18 protein-coding genes are annotated in these 18,458 nt (G+C 27.6%); all 18 read left to right on the top strand.

Translation table 11 applies throughout. The annotated features are described in order from the left end of the window. The first annotated feature begins 188 nt into the window (after positions 1-188). The 18 genes from purR to CHF27_RS07385 all read left to right on the top strand — a co-directional run bounded on the left by purR (position 189) and on the right by CHF27_RS07385 (position 18,389). Positions 189-1,064, top strand: coding sequence for a pur operon repressor (purR, locus tag CHF27_RS07475; protein WP_095404548.1), 876 nt, complete (start codon positions 189-191; stop codon positions 1,062-1,064). Positions 1,065-1,191: 127 nt separating this feature from the next. Further along, positions 1,192-1,470: a septation regulator SpoVG gene (gene spoVG, locus CHF27_RS07470; protein WP_095404549.1), complete on the top strand. Its 279-nt coding sequence runs from the start codon at positions 1,192-1,194 to the stop codon at positions 1,468-1,470. A 212-nt stretch (positions 1,471-1,682) separates the two neighbouring features. Next, the gene (gene glmU, locus CHF27_RS07465) at positions 1,683-3,056 is read left to right on the top strand and encodes a bifunctional UDP-N-acetylglucosamine diphosphorylase/glucosamine-1-phosphate N-acetyltransferase GlmU (RefSeq protein ID WP_095404550.1); all 1,374 of its coding nucleotides are present in this window, start codon (positions 1,683-1,685) and stop codon (positions 3,054-3,056) included. Positions 3,057-3,153: 97 nt separating this feature from the next. Then, positions 3,154-4,104, top strand: coding sequence for a ribose-phosphate diphosphokinase (locus tag CHF27_RS07460; protein WP_095404551.1), 951 nt, complete (start codon positions 3,154-3,156; stop codon positions 4,102-4,104). 191 nt (positions 4,105-4,295) lie between these two features. Continuing rightward, positions 4,296-5,375, top strand: a complete 1,080-nt coding sequence (locus CHF27_RS07455; RefSeq protein WP_095404552.1) for a type IV pilus twitching motility protein PilT — start codon at positions 4,296-4,298, stop codon at positions 5,373-5,375. Further along, a complete protein-coding gene (locus tag CHF27_RS07450) occupies positions 5,359-6,135 on the top strand; it encodes a prepilin peptidase (RefSeq protein WP_095404553.1) in 777 nt (258 codons plus the stop codon). Before CHF27_RS07455 ends, CHF27_RS07450 begins: the two co-directional genes overlap by 17 nt. Positions 6,136-6,535: 400 nt before the next feature. Then, positions 6,536-7,096 (top strand): aminoacyl-tRNA hydrolase, encoded by a 561-nt coding sequence (pth, locus tag CHF27_RS07440; protein ID WP_095404555.1) that lies wholly within the window; start codon positions 6,536-6,538, stop codon positions 7,094-7,096. 16 nt (positions 7,097-7,112) lie between these two features. Beyond that, positions 7,113-10,499, top strand: a complete 3,387-nt coding sequence (gene mfd, locus CHF27_RS07435) for a transcription-repair coupling factor (RefSeq protein WP_095404556.1) — start codon at positions 7,113-7,115, stop codon at positions 10,497-10,499. Positions 10,500-10,526: 27 nt separating this feature from the next. Further along, positions 10,527-11,531, top strand: a complete 1,005-nt coding sequence (locus CHF27_RS07430) for a peptidylprolyl isomerase (RefSeq protein ID WP_095404557.1) — start codon at positions 10,527-10,529, stop codon at positions 11,529-11,531. A 106-nt stretch (positions 11,532-11,637) separates the two neighbouring features. Next, complete coding sequence (locus CHF27_RS07425; protein ID WP_095404558.1) at positions 11,638-12,177, top strand: stage V sporulation T C-terminal domain-containing protein; 540 nt, start codon at positions 11,638-11,640, stop codon at positions 12,175-12,177. Positions 12,178-12,354: 177 nt separating this feature from the next. Then, entirely contained in the window at positions 12,355-13,968 is a 1,614-nt protein-coding gene (locus tag CHF27_RS07420) for a putative polysaccharide biosynthesis protein (protein WP_095404559.1), read from the top strand. Between the two features lie 101 nt (positions 13,969-14,069). Beyond that, positions 14,070-15,518: a bifunctional methyltransferase/pyrophosphohydrolase YabN gene (gene yabN / locus CHF27_RS07415; protein ID WP_095404560.1), complete on the top strand. Its 1,449-nt coding sequence runs from the start codon at positions 14,070-14,072 to the stop codon at positions 15,516-15,518. A gap of 86 nt (positions 15,519-15,604) precedes the next feature. Further along, positions 15,605-15,883: an HU family DNA-binding protein gene (locus CHF27_RS07410; RefSeq protein ID WP_095404561.1), complete on the top strand. Its 279-nt coding sequence runs from the start codon at positions 15,605-15,607 to the stop codon at positions 15,881-15,883. A 165-nt stretch (positions 15,884-16,048) separates the two neighbouring features. Next, positions 16,049-16,291, top strand: a complete 243-nt coding sequence (locus tag CHF27_RS07405) for an RNA-binding S4 domain-containing protein (RefSeq protein ID WP_095404562.1) — start codon at positions 16,049-16,051, stop codon at positions 16,289-16,291. Between the two features lie 63 nt (positions 16,292-16,354). Next, positions 16,355-16,609 (top strand): YabP/YqfC family sporulation protein, encoded by a 255-nt coding sequence (locus tag CHF27_RS07400; RefSeq protein WP_095404563.1) that lies wholly within the window; start codon positions 16,355-16,357, stop codon positions 16,607-16,609. Next, on the top strand, positions 16,610-17,092 hold the full coding sequence (gene yabQ, locus CHF27_RS14700) for a spore cortex biosynthesis protein YabQ (protein WP_095404564.1): 483 nt from the start codon (positions 16,610-16,612) through the stop codon (positions 17,090-17,092). A gap of 17 nt (positions 17,093-17,109) precedes the next feature. Then, positions 17,110-17,406 (top strand): FtsB family cell division protein, encoded by a 297-nt coding sequence (locus CHF27_RS07390; protein WP_095404565.1) that lies wholly within the window; start codon positions 17,110-17,112, stop codon positions 17,404-17,406. Positions 17,407-17,468: 62 nt separating this feature from the next. After that, a complete protein-coding gene (locus tag CHF27_RS07385) occupies positions 17,469-18,389 on the top strand; it encodes a Ppx/GppA phosphatase family protein (RefSeq protein WP_095404566.1) in 921 nt (306 codons plus the stop codon). Positions 18,390-18,458: the final 69 nt, after the last annotated feature.

The following is an 18,458-nucleotide window of genomic DNA, read 5'->3' as shown; positions in this document are numbered from 1 at the left end:
ACAATATGAACTATATCTGTGGTATAATAATATAATGTTCAATATTTTATGATTAATATACATATACTAGTTATATATACAATATATTTAAAAACTCAATAAAACATAACTAATATTATATCACAATAAATATTGTTATGCATTATTTAGTTTGTACGTAAAGAGTAGTAATTGCAGGAGGTATTTTAATGAAGTTTAAAAGAACGGAAAGAATTGGAGCGATAGTTAAGATATTATCTGACAATCCAAATAAAATATATACATTAAGTTATTTTACAAATCAATTTAATGCAGCTAAATCTACAATAAGTGAAGATTTATTAGTTGTTAAAAATGTATTTGAGAAATTACATTTAGGTAAAGTTATAACTATATCTGGTGCGGCAGGTGGAGTTAAGTATATACCTAAAACATCTAAAGCTGAAAATGAAGAATTTTTAATGGAGTTATGCGAGAAAATAAGTGACCCATCAAGAGTTTTATCAGGCGGATTTTTATATTTAATAGACTTAATATATGATCCAACTATAGCTGCTAAAATTGGTAAAATATTTGCATCTAATATAGATTATACAGAAGCTGATTATGTAGTTACGATGGAAACGAAGGGAATACCAATGGCTCTTATGACAGCTAAAGCTATGAATTTACCTTTAGTTATAATAAGAAAAGATATAAAAGTATCTGAAGGTCCTACTCTTAGCATGACATATGTAAGTGGACATAATTCGAAAGTTGAAAGTATGAGTTTACCTAGGAAAGCTATAAAGCCAAATAGTAAGGTAATACTTATTGATGACTTTATGAGGGGCGGAGGAACTATACAAGGAATGACAGGACTAATGAATGAGTTTGGAGCGGAAGTAATTGGAACGGGGATATTTATTTCTACAACAAGCCCATCGAATAAAATGGTTCAAGATTATATATCATTGATTCAACTAGGTGTAAAAGATGACAAAATAATTGTTGAACCAAATTTAAAGACCTTTAAAGATGAATATAGAAATGAAGATTTAGAAAATTCTGAATTGGGAATTGAATTAGAAGACGAAGATGAATAATAAAATAAAAAAATAAAAATTATGAAAAATAAAAGAGGATATCTTAATATTTCATAGAATTATTTAAAAAAACAGTTTATATTAATATAAATTAATTTTGTCAAAATCAAAAGGGGGATATTGAGAAATGAAGATAACTGACGTAAGAGTGAGAAAAATAACTGATGAAGGTAAAATGAAATGTATAGTTTCATTAACTTTCGATAACCTATTTGTTGTACATGATATAAAAGTTATAGAAGGCCATAATGGATTATTTATAGCAATGCCAAGTAGAAAAGTTGGAGAAGGAAACTTTAGAGATATAGCTCATCCTATAAATGCTGAGATGAGACAAGTATTAGAAGATGCTGTTTTAAAAGCTTATCATGAAGCAGTAACTCAATTAGAAGTTGCAGCAGAATAATTTAAGACTAATAAAAAATTAAATAATAAATTATAATTGAGCCGAACTATTCGGCTCTTTTTGTATACAAAATTTCTCTTATAGTATGTACTTTTAAATGAAAAAGTGCTATATTAGTTAGTGTTAGAAGAGACTTTGTATACATAATATAAGTTTAATTTATTATAATATAATAGGAACAAAATCAAAATGTTATTGAATGGAGTGGAGAAATGAACTTTAAAGCTATAATCCTTGCTGCAGGTAAAGGAACAAGAATGAAGTCTAAATATCCAAAAGTTATACACAAGGTATGTGGCAAAGAGATGGTTAACCACATAATAGATGTTTCAAAAAAATCAGGAGTTAATGATACTGTTGTAATTTTAGGACACGAGTCAGATGTAGTAAAAGAAAGACTACCTAAAAATAGTATGATAGCTATGCAAACTGAACAATTAGGAACGGGTCATGCTGTTATGATGGCAAAAGAATATATCAAAGATGAAGACACTATAGTTGTGTTATGCGGAGATACACCTTTAATAAAAGAAGAAACTTTAAAAAAATTATTTAATTATCATATAGAAAATAATTATCATGCAACAGTTTTAACTACAAAAGTAGAAAATCCAACAGGATATGGAAGAATAATTAGAGATGAAAACCAAGATTTACTTAAAATAGTAGAACAAAAAGATGCAAAAGAAGATGAAAAATTAGTAAATGAGATAAATTCAGGCATATATTGTTTTAATGGAAAGAGTTTAAGAGAATCTTTAGATTTAATAGATAATAATAATGCTCAAGGTGAGTACTATTTAACAGATACTATAAAAATAATGAGAGAAAAAGGCCATAAAGTAGGTGCATATGCAGGTTCTACTATAGAAGAACTCATGGGAGTTAATTCTAGAGTTGAATTATCTAGAGCTGAAGACATAATGAGAAGAAGAATAAATGAGTCTCATATGGTAAATGGTGTTACAATAATAGATACTAATTCTACATACATCGAATCAGATGTTAAAATAGGAAATGATACAATAATATATCCAGGAGTTATGTTAAGTGGAAACACAAAAATAGGATCAGGGTGCATTATAGGTATGAATTCATCTATAACAAATTCAGAAATAGGAAATGATACAGAAGTTAAAAATTCAACAATAATAGATAGCGTTGTTGGAGATAATACTACAGTTGGACCATATGCTTATTTAAGACCAAAAAGTAATATAGGAAATAATGTAAAAATAGGTGATTTTGTAGAAGTTAAAAATGCTATTATAGGAGATAATTCTAAGGCATCACATCTTTCATATATAGGAGATGCTAGTGTTGGCAAAAATGTTAACATTGGATGTGGAGTAGTATTTGTGAATTATGATGGAAAGAAAAAATTCAGATCAGAAGTAAAAGATGGAGCTTTTATTGGCTCAAATTCAAATTTAGTTGCACCAGTTACTATAGAAGAAAAAGGATATATAGCTACAGGTTCTACTATAACAAATGATGTTCCTGAAGGTGCTTTAGCAATAGCAAGACAAAGACAAGTTGTTAAAGAAGGCTGGGTAGAAAAGAAAAATAATAAAGACAATAAGTAATATTAATTCAGTTTACCATTCTAGGTTAAAAAAATTAATTTAGAATTAATTAATAAATTTATTTATCATAGTTTTAAAATTTTCGGGAGGATAACCAATGAATACTAGCGGAAGCGAAATCAAAATACTAGCGGGTAATTCATCTAAAGAATTAGCTAAAAAAATAGCTGATTACATAGGTGTACCTTTAGCAGATTGTGAAGTAGGAACATTTAGTGATGGCGAAACATGTGTGAACATTAATGAGACAGTAAGAGGATGCGATGTATTTGTAGTTCAATCAACTAATAGTCCAGTAAATGATAATTTAATGGAATTATTAATCCTTATAGATGCATTGAGAAGAGCATCTGCAGGAAGAATAACGGCAGTTATTCCTTACTACGGATATGCTAGACAAGACAGAAAAGCTAAGGCGAGAGATCCAATTACATCTAAATTAGTTGCAAACTTAATAACTGCAGCAGGAGCTGACAGAGTATTAACTATGGATTTACATGCTGCTCAAATTCAAGGATACTTTGATATACCATTAGATCATTTATTAGGAGGAACAATACTAGCGAACTATTTTAATGAAAAACAAATAGAAGATTTAGTAGTAGTATCTCCAGATTTAGGAAGTGTTACAAGATCAAGAAAATTTGCTAATAGCTTAGAGGGAGAAGTTCCAATAGCTATAATAGATAAGAGAAGACCTAAAGCGAATGTATGTGAAGTTATGAATATAATAGGTGATGTTCAGGGGAAAAACGTTATATTATTAGATGATATGATAGATACTGCTGGAACTATAGTTAATGCGGCTAAGGCATTAAAAGAGTTTGGTGCAAAAGATGTTTATGCTTGTTGTACTCATGGAGTATTATCAGGACCTGCTATAGATAGAATTGCTAACTCTGAAATAAGCGAATTAATAGTACTTGATACTATACAACTTCCTGAAGAAAAGAAAATAGATAAAATAAAAGTTATGACAGTAGCACCTTTATTTGGAGATGCTATAAAGAAAATATTTGCTAATGAATCAATTAGTATGTTATTTTAATTAACATTAAGTTAGCATATATGAATGAGATTTTAATCTTATTCATATATGCTATTTTTATTTAAACTTAAGTTATATATAATAAATAATTTTTAAATGTTTTTAAAGTTAGTTTATTGTCAATGCTCATAATGTAATGACTGTAGTCTAATATACAGACATATTAATTATTATTTATAAGGAGATATATAATGAGTATATTTGATTTGTTAAGACAAGCAGTAAAATTAAAAGCATCAGATGTACATATAACAGTAGGAGCTAAACCTATAGCAAGAGTAAAAGGGAAATTTATAGATTTAAATGATTTAATTTTAACGAAGCAAATAACTAAGCAAATGACAAAAGAAATAGCTAGAGATAAATTGATTGAAAAAGTAGAAAATCATGGAGAAGCAGATTTTTCAGCATCATTAGAAACAGGAGAAAGATTTAGGGTAAATGCATATAAACAAAAAGGTAATTATGCAATTGCCATTAGAACTATAACAGCTGAAATACCTACTTTTGAACAATTAGGATTACCAGAAACGATAAAAAATTTTACACAAAAGTATAAGGGATTGGTATTGGTAACGGGACCTACTGGTAGTGGAAAGAGTACAACTTTAGCAAGCATGATTAATATAATAAATGAAAATCAACAAAAACATATAATAACTTTAGAAGATCCAATAGAGTATGTTCATAATCATAAAAGAAGTTTAGTAAATCAAAGAGAAGTTGGGACGGACACAGAGAGCTTTAATGTTGCATTAAGAGCAATACTTCGTCAAGATCCAGACGTGATACTTATAGGGGAAATGAGAGACCCTGAAACTGTATCAATAGCATTAACAGCTGCAGAAACAGGACATTTAGTATTTTCAACACTTCATACAATGGGAGCATCTAAAACTATAGATAGAATAGTTGATATGTTTGAACCAGCTCAACAACAACAGATAAGAACTCAATTATCAACAGTATGTGAAGGTGTAATATCTCAGCAATTAATACCATCTATAGATGAAGAATCGAGAGTTGTTGCCTTAGAGATAATGATGGCAAATCCTGCTATAAAAAATTTAATAAGAGAAGGTAAAACTTATCAAATACCGAATGTAATTCAGACAAGTACAAAACAAGGAATGAAAACTATGGACCAAGATTTAATAGAGCTAAGTAAAAGTAGCAAAATATCAAGAAATATGGCTCTTAGTAGATCTACAGATCCAGATTTTGTAAATAAAATGTTAGGTGGATTGATTTATAATGGAATATATAATTAAAGGATATATATTTATGATAGGAATAATTTTTGGAAGTTTTTTTAATGTATGTATTTATAGAATTCCAAAAAATGAATCTATAGTTAATCCACCATCACATTGTACAAGTTGTAATACTAGGCTTAAACCTATAGATTTAATTCCGATAATAAGCTATATATGTTCAAAAAGAAAGTGTAGATATTGTAAAGAAAAAATATCGATTAGATATTCATTAGTAGAATTTATTACAGGTATTTTATTTCTTTTAGTATATAATTTATATGGATTTACATTAAAGACGCCTTATTTTTTATTATTAGTATCATTATTAATAATAATAACTTTTGTAGATATAGAGTATTTTATAATTCTAGATGAATTACTTATTCTAGGTGCTATATTTGCATTTATATCTAATATGTTTGGAGTACAAATTAATATAATAGATTGTGTTTTAGGAGCTATTATTTCAGGTGTAGGAATGTTAACACTAATAAAATTAATAGAAATAATAATAAGAAAAGAATGTATGGGTAGAGGCGATATAAAGTTGTTTGGAATGATAGGTCTATTTTTAGGTGTAAAAGACGGATTACTAACAATACTTATAAGTATTTATGTTGGAGCAATCTATGGATTAGTAGTAATTCTATATAGTAAAATAAAAAAAACTAAGTATAACTCCATGATTCCATATGGACCATTCATATCTATTTCAGCTATTATAGTCATGATATATGGAAATAATATTATAGATTGGTATATATCTTTAATTTAATTTCTTAAATACATTAAATTAAAGATACCAAAAAAAGATAAAGCGTCTATTGGTGACGTTTTATTTTTATATTATGAAACAAATAAATATTTATACATTTTGGAAGAGAAAATCAATAAAAGTTTATTTAATACTATTATAATTTATGTATCTATAATAGATTACCATGTGACATATATATATGATATAACAATAGTTAGTGGTATAATTATTCAAGGTGTGATTTTTATAGTAATAGTATATTTGGAAAAGATTGTAAAGATAATACAATTTTATTTAAAGGTAATATCATTTGCTCCATTTATATATTTAGCTACAATTATAATAATGCTAACTAGATATGAATTATTTAACTTTTATTTTGGCATATTATACAGGAACTCATGAAGGAGGAGAATAAATGTACGTAATAGTAGGGTTAGGAAATCCAGGAAAGCAATATGAAAATACTAGACATAATGTTGGATTTAATGTTATAGATATTCTATCAAAGGAATATGGCATAAGTGTGACGAAAATAAAACATAAGGCATTAATAGGTGAGGGTAGAATTGGAAATGAAAAAGTTCTATTAGTTAAACCTCAAACATACATGAATTTAAGTGGAGAAACTTTAATAGATATATATAAATATTATAAAGTAGATTTGAATAACATAGTAGTAATCTATGATGATATAGATTTAGATGTTGGAAAAATAAGAATAAGAAAAAAAGGTAGTGGAGGAACTCATAATGGAATGAGATCTATAGTAAAATGCTTAGGATCTACAGAGTTTCCTAGAGTGAGAGTAGGTGTATCTAAACCAGCTTTAGGACAAGATTTAGCTGATTTTGTTCTTTCTAGATTTAGAAAAGAAGAAAATGATTGTTTAGAAGAGGGGCTAGAAAAAGCATATCGTGCTGTTGATTCTATAATTAAAGAAAATATAGATACAGCTATGAACAAATATAACGGATAGTGAGAGGGAGATTTATATGAATGACGTTTTTGTATACCCTTTGCAAAACTCCAAAGAATATAAAGATGTAATAAACTGCATACAAACAAATAAAGGCTCATTATTAATTAATGGCCTTTTACCAATGCAAAAGCCTCATATAGCATATTCAATATTTAAAGATTTGCAAAGACAAATAGTATTTGTGGCAAGTAGTGATTTAGAGGCAAAAAAAGTTTATGAAGATTTAAGTTTTTATATTAAAGATAAAGTAGAATATCTAGGTTTCCAAGATATATATTTTTATCATTTAGATGCAAAGGATAGAAATGAAGAAGCAAAAAAATTAAAGGTATTACTTAAGCTAGCTAAAGAAGAAGATATAATTTTAGTTACTTCGGTTGAAGCTATATTGAAAAAATATACTCCTAAAGAAATATTATTAGATAATGTAATTACTTATAAAGTGGGAGATATTATAAATTTAGATAAACTAAGTGAAAAGCTAGTAAATTTAGGATATGAAAGAGTTTCAAAAATAGAGGGGTTTGGTCAGTTTAGTATAAGAGGAGGGATTATAGACATATTCTCTCTAGAGTATTCAAGTCCAATTCGTATGGAATTATTTGATGATGAAATCGATTCTATACGAACTTTTGATGTGTTTACACAAAAATCTATTGATAAGATTAAGCAATTTTTTATAACACCTTCTAGAGAATTTATATATCCAAGTAATACATCAGATTCTGTAGAAAGATTGAAGAAAGATACAACAAAATATACAGATGAAGATGTATTTAAAAATATAGACAATATAAGTAGTAAGACTTATTTTGAAGGTATAGAAAATTATATAGATTATATATATACAGAGGAAAATAAAAGTTTATTTACATATTTAAAGGACAATGCGCTAGTATTTATAAATGACATATCAAGGCTTAAAGAAAGATGTGATAATTATGTAAATGAATTCAAAGAAAATTATAAGTTGAACCTTGAAAGAGGTCTATCTATTAAGAATCAAGGTAAATTATTATATCATTATACAGATTTAGAATTTATTACAGGTAATAAAAAAATGGTAATAAATACATTGTTACCTAAATCAATAAATGACTTTTCAATAAAATCTATAGTGAATTTTGAATCTAGAGAAGTTCCTACATTTAGTGGGAAATTAGATGTTTTATCAGAAGAGCTAAATAGATTAAAATACAATGGATACAAAATTTTATTAGCTACAAATACTTTTGAAAGAGCTAAAAAATTAAATTCAGAATTATTAGATTTAGGAATAGATACAATAGTTTCTAAGAGTAGAGATGTAGAAATAAAATCATCTCAAATAATAATAGTTCCAGGACATATAAGTAGTGGGTTTCAATATAAAACTATAAAATTTGCTGTAATTACAGATCATGAAATGATAGGAGTTCATAAACGAACTTCAGCAGCTAAAAATAAAAAAAATAAAAATGGAAAGAAAATAGAATCCTTTTTAGATTTAAACATAGGTGATTATGTAGTTCATGAAAATAGTGGTGTAGGTAGATATACTGGAATTGAACAAATCACAGTAAATGCAATAAAAAAAGATTACATGAAAATAGTTTATCAAGGTGGAGATAACTTATATGTACCTATAGATCAAATGGATAAAGTCCAAAAATATATAGGTGCTGATGTAGAAAAAGTCAAATTAAATAAATTAGGTACAAATGAATGGTCAAAGGCTAAGGCTAAAGTAAAACGAGAAATAGAAGATATGACAAAGGACCTTATAGAACTTTATGCTAAAAGAGAAAAAATAAAGGGATATAAGTTTTCAAAGGATACACCTTGGCAAGGGGAGTTTGAATCTCTATTCCCGCATCAAGAAACAGAGGATCAATTAAAAGCTATTGAAGAAACTAAAAAAGATATGGAATCAGATAAAGTTATGGATAGGCTTATCTGTGGGGATGTTGGATATGGTAAAACAGAGGTTGCTATAAGGGCAGTATTTAAAGCTTGCATGGATCAAAAGCAAGTAGCATTATTAGTACCTACAACGATTTTAGCACAACAACATTATAATACATTTAAAGAAAGATTTGAAAATTATCCTATAAGAGTAGAAGTTTTAAGTAGATTCAAAACTCCTAAACAACAAAAGCAGATAATAGAAGATGCTAAAAAAGGATTAGTAGATGTTTTAATAGGAACTCATAGAATTATATCTAAAGATATTAATTTATCTAGTCTAGGACTAGTGGTTATAGATGAAGAACAAAGATTTGGAGTTAAACACAAAGAAGCTCTTAAAAAAATAAAATCTACAGTAGATGTTCTTACACTATCAGCTACACCGATTCCAAGAACACTGCATATGTCATTGAGTGGAATAAGAGATATGAGTGTTATAGAAGAACCTCCTCAAGAAAGACATCCTGTCATAACTTATGTTACAGAAGGAAAAGAAAGTATAATTCAGGATGAAATAGAAAGAGAATTAAGTAGGGGTGGTCAAGTATTTTTTGTATATAATAGAGTTGAGCATATCGAAGAAATGGCTAGTATGATACAAAAATTAGTACCAGATGCAAAAGTTGCAGTAGCACACGGTAGAATGACTTCTAAAACTTTAGAAAATATAGTGTTGGGATTTTTAAATAAAGAGTTTGATGTACTTGTATGTACTACTATAATTGAGACAGGCATGGATATATCAAATGCAAATACTATGATAGTATATGATGCAGATAAAATGGGATTGGCTCAGTTGTACCAATTAAGAGGAAGAGTAGGAAGAAGTTCTAGACAAGGATATGCTTATCTTATGTATGAAAAAGATAAGGTCTTGAGTGAAATAGCAGAGAAAAGATTAAAAGCAATAAGAGAGTTTACAGAATTTGGTTCAGGGTTTAAAATAGCTATGAGAGATCTTGAAATAAGAGGAGCAGGAAATATATTAGGATCTCAACAACATGGGCATATGGCGGTAATAGGATATGATTTATATGTAAAAATGTTAAATGATGCTATCAAGAAAGTAAAAGGAGAATCTATAATTGAAGAAATAGATGTAGAAATTGATTTAAGCGTTAGTGCATATATACCAGATAATTATATAAGCGATGAATTAATTAAAATTGAAATGTACAAAAAGATTGCTTCAATTGGAAGTAAAGAAGATATGGTTGAAATACAAGAAGAGTTAGAAGATAGATTCTCAGATATTCCAAAGCCTGTACATGCATTAATTTCAATAGCTTATATTAAATCGCTATGTAAACAATTAAAAATAGAAAAAGTTAGACAGGTTAGAGATGAAGTTTTATTAGTTCCTTTAACTAGATACAAAACAAAAGAAAAAGTTGGTTATAATATAGTAAAGGAATTAGAAGAACTATTAGAAAAGATGTGTAATGTAAAATAACTTAAAACTAAGAGAGGGTGTTTGAATTTGAAAAGAATAGGGTCGTTAATTTTGGCAGTTATACTAGGAATATCTATGGTAGGATGTAAGAGTGAAAAAAAAGATGATACAGTAATGACAGTTAATTCGCAGAAAATTTCTTTAGATAATTATAAGAAAATATTTGCTTTAAATAAACAGTCAATAGAGTATATGTATGGTCCAACAATATGGGATCAAGAAATTGAACCTGGTAAAAAATATTCAGATAAATTTAGTGAAATGGTAGTAAATCAAATTGTCTCAACAGAAGTTTTATATGAGCAAGCTAAAAAAGAAAAACTTTTACCAACAGAAGAAGAAGTAAATAAAAGTTTAGGAGAACTTAAAAAAGCTATTAATGCTGATGAGAAATATAAAAAACAACTTAACGATGCAGGATTGGATGAAAAGTTTTTAAAAGAACAACAAGAAAGAGATTTAGCTTGTCAAAAGTATAAGGAAAACTTTAAAAAAACAGCAAAAGTATCTGATGAAGAAATAAAAAAATATTATGAAGAAAATAAAAGTAGTTTTTACAAGGATGAAGTAAAAGCATCTCATATATTAATATCTACAAAAGATAAAGATAATAAAGATTTATCAGAACAGAAGAAAAAAGAAGCTAAAGAAAAAGCAGAAGGAATTTTAAAAAGAGCAAAAAATGGAGAAGAATTTGCAGAGTTAGCAAAAGAAAATTCTGATGATAAAGCATCAGCAGAAAAAGGCGGAGATTTAGGATTCTTTGCAAAAGGTAAAATGGTTGAATCATTTGAAAAAGCTGCATATGCACTTAAAGTGGGAGAAGTATCTAATATAGTTGAGAGTCAATTTGGATATCACATAATAAAGGTAACTGATAAAGTTGCTGAACAAATTCCTTTTAAAGATGTAAAGGATAAAATAAAAGAAACTTTATTAGAACAAAAGTATTCTGAAAGCATTTCAAAATTAGTAAAAGATGCTAAAGTTGATAAAAATGAAAGTGCTTTAAGTAAAATAACAGTAAAATAATATACAAAAAAAGCTATGTCTTAGTAAGACATAGCTTTTTTTGTATAATTTTCTTAGCAATGGTAAAAATAAACCTAAAGTTACTAATGGAGGGATTAATTATAATATGAGAGCTACAGGAATAGTTAGAAGAATAGATGATTTAGGAAGAGTTGTAATTCCAAAAGAAATAAGAAAAACATTAAGAATCAGAGAAGGTGATCCTCTAGAAATATTTACAGCAAAAGATGGAGAAGTAATATTAAAAAAATATTCACCAATAGGAGAATTAAATGAATTTTCCCAAGAATATACAGAAACTTTAGGTGAAACACTTGGATATGGAGTTTTAGTAACAGATTTAGATTCTATAATTGCTGTATCTAAGTTACCAAAGAAAGATTATAAAGAAAAAAGTATAAGTAACGAATTAGAGCAATTAATAGAAAATAGAGAAATAAAATTCTCTAAAGATAACAAAATAGTACCATTATGTAAAGATGATTCTATGGAATATACAGCTCAAGTAATTATGCCTATTGTGAGTTCATCTGGAGACTGTATAGGGTCTATATCATTGGTTGCAAAAGACAATGAAATACTTTCAGAAACAGATGAAAAAATACTTAAAATAGCTGCTAATTTTTTAGGAAAACAAGTTCAGTAGTTAATAAAAAAATAGGGATTGTCTCAAGAAATAGATATTTTACATTAAGTAAATCTTGATTGAAAAATATTAATTTTGAGATAATCCCTTTTTGAAGTTTTATACTAATCTATTGAATATACTATTACAGATGTGATATATTAAAATTTGTTACATAAATATTATGGAGGTTATGTTATGAATAATAACAAAAACAAAGACTCGTTTTTAAAGGGTGCACTTATACTTGGAGCAGCAGGTATAATTGTAAAAATAATAGGTGCGTTTTTTAGAATACCACTTGGAAACCTAATCGGGTCAGAAGGTATGGGATATTATCAAGCAGCGTATCCTGTGTACACCTTATTTTTAACATTAGCTACTGCAGGATTTCCTACTGCATTAGCAAAGTTAGTATCAGAAAAAATGGCCATAGGAGATTATAGAGGAGCCAATAAGATATTTAAAGTATCATATACAGTATTATTTTTAACTGGTTTAGTAGCCTTTTGTATATTCTTCTTTGGAGCAGAATACATAGTAAAAAATATAATGGAAAATGAGAATGCTTATTTTGCAATGGTAGCAATTGCACCAGCATTATTATTCGTACCAGTAATGTCTTCGTATAGAGGATATTTCCAAGGTAGAAGAGATATGAGTAAAATAGCAATATCTCAAATTCTTGAACAGTTATTTAGAGTAGTATTAGGAATAGGCTTAGCTTATTACTTTATGAATTCTTCTGGAGAAGCGTTAGGAGCTGCAGGAGCAATTTCAGGGGCTACAATAGGGGCTATAGTATCAATTGCTTATTTGATAATAGCATATTTAGGAGAATCTAAAAAACGCAAGGCCGAAGTGAAAGCAAGTAAAAACTTTAAAGAAGAAAGAGTTTCTAGAATTTTAAAGAAACTTTTAGTTGTTGCGATACCTATAACAATAGGTGCTTCAGTGATGCCTTTAGTAAATATGATAGATAGTGTGTTAGTTATAAAAAGACTAATGGTAGCAGGGTTTACTAAAGCACAAGCAAATGCTATGCTTGGTCAATTAACAGGTATGGCAATGGCTATAATAAATTTACCATCTGTTATAACGATAGCGATGAGTATGAGTTTAGTTCCTGCTATATCTGAATCTTATGCTTTAGGAAACAGAGGAAAAGCTAGGAAAGATACAAAAAGTGCTTTAAAGGTGACTTTACTTATAGTACTTCCAGCAGCTTTTGGAATAGCGGCTTTGGCAAGTCCAATAATGAAACTGTTATATCCTAAGGAGTCGGTAATAGTAGGAACTATATTATTTTCACTTACACCATGTGTATTATTTTTAGGTTTAATGCAAACCATGAATGGAATACTTCAAGGTATAGGAAAACCAATAATCCCAGTAATAGCACTATCAATAGGTATGATTGCTAAAATAGCAATAAGTTATACTTTAACAGCGATTCCGAGTATAAATGTTTTAGGTTCTGCAATGGGTACGGTAACGGCTTATTTAGTAGCAGCTGTTTTTGAAATTATTTATGTAAAGAAATCAATGAAAATAAGATTCTCAAAAAAAGAATTTATTATAAAACCACTGATTACAGTTTTAACAATGTTTGTAACTGTTAAATTAAGTTATGGTATTTTATCTGGAATACTAGGTAATTCTATAGCTACAGTATTAGCTATAGGAGTAGGAGCTTTAGTATATGGATTGGTATTACTTGGAATCGGTGGAATTAGAAAAGAAGAAATATTAACAATGCCAAAAGGTAATAAAATATATAAAATACTTAAGAAATTAAATCTTATGAGATAATAAAAAGTATATATATACAAATAAAGGAAATACTTATATATGTTGGTTTTTCCTTTGTTTGTGTAAATGAATAATTGAAATCTACTATTAGGAGTGATATTATGGGTAAGATAAGTATTGTAGGACTTGGCCCAGGGGATTACTCTCTTATAAGTCAAGGAGCATTAGAGACTTTAAATTCCGGCTCTAGAATATACTTAAGAACAGAGAAGCATCCAACTTTAGAGAAGCTTAAAGAAACTATAGAGTATACTTCATTGGATTATTTTTATGATAATGAAGATGATTTTGAAAGTGTATATAATAAAATTTCGGAATTTATAATAGAAGCATCTAAAGAAAGTGATATAGTATATGCAGTTCCTGGTCATCCTAGGGTCGCAGAAAAAACTGTAACAATTATAGAAAATATAGCAAAACTAGAGAATATAGATGTGGAAAGTATACCATCTATGAGCTTTGTAGATGCTATGTTTAACTATCTAAAGATAGATCCTGCAAATGGATTTAAACTATTAGATGCTTTCGAAATAGAAAATTCATATATAGATACTAATACAAGTATGATTATAACTCAAATATATGATCAATTTATAGCATCAAATGTAAAGTTAAAGCTATTAGAATATTATGATTATGATCAAGAAGTATGTATAGTAAACGGTGCAGGTGTCAAAAATCTAGAAAGTAAGAAATATGTTAAATTATATGAGTTAGATAGATCTGAAAATTTATTTAATTATTTAACAAGTTTATATATACCAAAAAGCTCAAAAAAGATGTATAATACAGTACATGACTTAGAAATGATAATGGATACTTTAAGAGGTCCATCAGGATGTGATTGGGATAAAAAACAAACACATGAATCATTAAAGAAATATATCATAGAAGAAGCATATGAGCTTTGTCAGGCTATTGACAACGATGATTTAGATGAAATGATTGAAGAGTTAGGAGATGTCCTTTTACAGGTCATATTCCACTGTCAAATAGGACAAGAACAAGGTAGTTTTGACCTAAAAGAAGTAACGAATAGTATATGCAATAAGCTTATACATAGACATCCACATGTTTTTAAAAATGTTGAATTAGATATGAATAAATTTGAAAGAACATGGGAAGAGTTGAAGAAGGAAGAAAAAGGTGAAACTACTGTAACTGAAGGTTTAAGAAGAATACCAAAAAATTTACCAGCTCTTACAAAATCAGAAAAAGTGCAACATAAAGCTGCTCTTGTAGGGTTTGATTGGGATGATATATCTCATGTTTTCAAAAAAATTGAAGAAGAATATCAAGAACTACTTGACGAATGTAAAGCTGGAAATATAAAATACATAAAGGAAGAACTAGGAGATTTATTATTTTCAGTAGTAAATTTATCTAGGTTTTTAAGCATAGACCCAGAGGAATCTTTAAATTCTACAATTAATAAATTTATAAATAGATTTGAATTTATTGAACAAAGTGCCATTCAATTACATAAAAATTTGGAAGACATGACACTTGAAGAAATGGATGAATTATGGGAAAAAGCTAAATTGAAATAAATTAATAGAAGGAAGTTTGTCAAAAATCTAGAATTTTTATCAGAAGTAAGAATTCTATATTATAAACATTTTAGGAGGTAGGTACTGTGAACAAAGCTGAATTAGTATCAAAGATGGCAGAGAAGAGTGAATTAACAAAGAAAGAAGCAGAAGCTGCATTAAACGCATTTATGCAATCTGTTCAAGAAGCTTTAGTAAACGGAGAAAAAGTTCAATTAGTTGGATTTGGAACATTTGAAACAAGAGAAAGAGCTGCAAGACAAGGTAGAAACCCAAGAAATCCAGAAGAAGTTATAGAAATACCAGCTTCTAAAGCTCCAGTTTTCAAAGCTGGAAAAGGATTAAAAGATATAATAAATGCATAATTAATTCAAAAGTGTGGTGTTTATAACCACACTTTTATTCATATATAAGAAAATTTTTTATTGTATTTTATTAAAAAAATATAATAAATTTATATAATAAATTTATATAATAAATTTATATAATAGATATTAGGTAATAGTTTGTTATGTAGGAGGAAATTAAATATGAGATTAGATAAATTTTTAAAAGTATCTAGAATAATAAAGAGAAGAACAGTAGCAAAAGATGCATGTGATAAGGGGATAGTAACTATAAATGGAAAAGTAGCAAAATCTTCATCAGAAGTAAATACTGGAGATTTATTAGAAATCCAATTTGGTGAAAATAAGATGAAATTTAAAGTGAATGAAATTAGGGAGCATGTCTTAAAAAATGATGCTAAAGAAATGTACGATATAGTAGAATAAAATTCATAAACTCTCAGTATATTTATAGTAGTATTATATTGAAATATTTACTGGGGGGATATTATGGAACATAACATAAGTTTAAAAGAAAGGACTAATCTAGTCGTTTCAGGTGTAGAACATATATATTCATTTAATGATAAGAAGGTAGAGGTAAAAACGTCTGCAGGAGAGATGGTTATAGAAGGAGAAAACTTAGATATGAGTAAGCTTAGCTTAGACGAAAATTTAATTAGTATAGAAGGAACTATAAATTCTATTATGTATGCTAAGCCTAAAAAGCCACAAGAAAATTTCTTTAAGAAAGTATTTAAGTAAATGATACCTTTTACTCAAGATGTAAGTGTATTTTATGGGACTATTTATGGGGGTATAATTATAGGTTTATTGTTTGATATCCATAGAGGTTTAAAACATAATTTTAAATTTATAAATTATTTTTCATTATTTTTTGATTTACTTTTTTGGATATTAGTAACACTTATAACTTTTATAACAATAAATGCTATAGAATTTTTTGATTTAAGATATTATCATTTTGTGGCTTTATTTTTAGGTTTTATCTTATATTACAACACCATAAGTAAGTTTGTTTTATCAGTAATAAATAAAATAATTTTGTTTACAACAAATTCATGCAAGAAAACAGTACATTACATAGTCGCTATTTTGAATAATTTGTATTACGTAATAATCTATTCTATACACCTAATGTTTGATATTATATTTTATATACCGAATATATTTTTATCAGCTATAAGATGTATCAAAAGAAAATCTATAAAGCGTATTAAAAATTAAAAGAGGTGTATAAAATAATGAACGTAAGAAAAAAATTTTGGGGTCAGATTGTGATTTTACGTATGTTTTTAGTAGTACTAGTTTTTAGTGTTATAACTGGATTTGTGTTTCAACTAGTTAAAAAGAAACAGTATAATTCTGAAATGGTAAATTTAAAACAACAAGTCAAAGATACTGATGTAGAAATAAATAAGTTGAAGAAAATTAAAGCTGAAGGAAAAAATGACGATTTAGAATATATTGCTAGACAAAGATTAAATATGGTTAAATCTAATGAAACTATATATGTAGATATGGGAAAGGGGGGTAACTAAGTTACCCCTTTTTGTTTTATAATAAATTTATTGTTTGAAATTTAAGAAGGAGGGTTAAAATTATGAAAATAGGAACTATAGATATAGGAACAAATTCTATGAGATTATTAATAGCTGATTATGAAGAGGGAAAAATTTATAACAGACAGAAGTTTGTGAATACTACTAGAATTGGTCAAGGAGTAGATAAAGAAGGATTTATATCAGATGAAGCTATACAGAGAAATATAGATGCATTAAAGGAATTTTCTGATATATGTAATGATAAAGGATGTGAAAAAGTATACTGCATGGGTACATCAGCTCTAAGAGATAGTAAGAATGGAAATGTATTCGTAGATTTAGCAAAAGAAAATACTGGAATAGACGTTGAAATTATAAGCGGACAAGAGGAATCTAATTTAGGGTTTCAAGGCGTTTTACAAGGAGTATTACAAAAAGAAGAAATATTAGTTATAGATATAGGAGGAGGATCAACAGAATTTATTATAGGAGATGAGAATGGAATTAAATTTTCAAAAAGTGAAAATGTAGGTGCTCTTAGAATGACTGAGAAATTTTTAAAACATGAAATTATTCAAAATGATGAATTTAATGACATGTCTATTTTTATAAATAAAGAGATATCAAATACTTTAAACTATATAGAACAAAAAAATATTAAAAAACTTGTAGGTATAGGGGGAACGATAACGTCATTATCTGCAATAAATCAAGAATTAGAAGTGTATTCTATAGAAAAAATTCACAATAGCGAGATTACTTTAGAAGATATAGAAAAAATTCTACAAAATTTAAAAAAGATGACATTAACTGATAAAAAAGCTTTAAAAGGATTACAACCTAAACGAGCGGATATTATAACTGCTGGTGTAAAAATTTTACATATAATAATGAAAAAACTAGAATTAGAAAGTATAGTAGTAAGTGAATACGATAATTTGGAAGGCTTAATATGTCATAAGTTAAAAAAGATGTCTTAATTTTTTGAGATAATACAAACCTATTATGACAAAAAAAATATCTCCTCTTTGTTACAATCACAGTATAAA

Origin of the sequence: Romboutsia maritimum, from assembly GCF_002251085.2 — a bacterium.
GTDB classification, from domain to species: domain Bacteria; phylum Bacillota; class Clostridia; order Peptostreptococcales; family Peptostreptococcaceae; genus Romboutsia_B; species Romboutsia_B maritimum.
The sequence above is the reverse complement of the archived record's forward strand: the minus strand, read 5'-3'. Positions and strand labels throughout refer to the sequence as shown.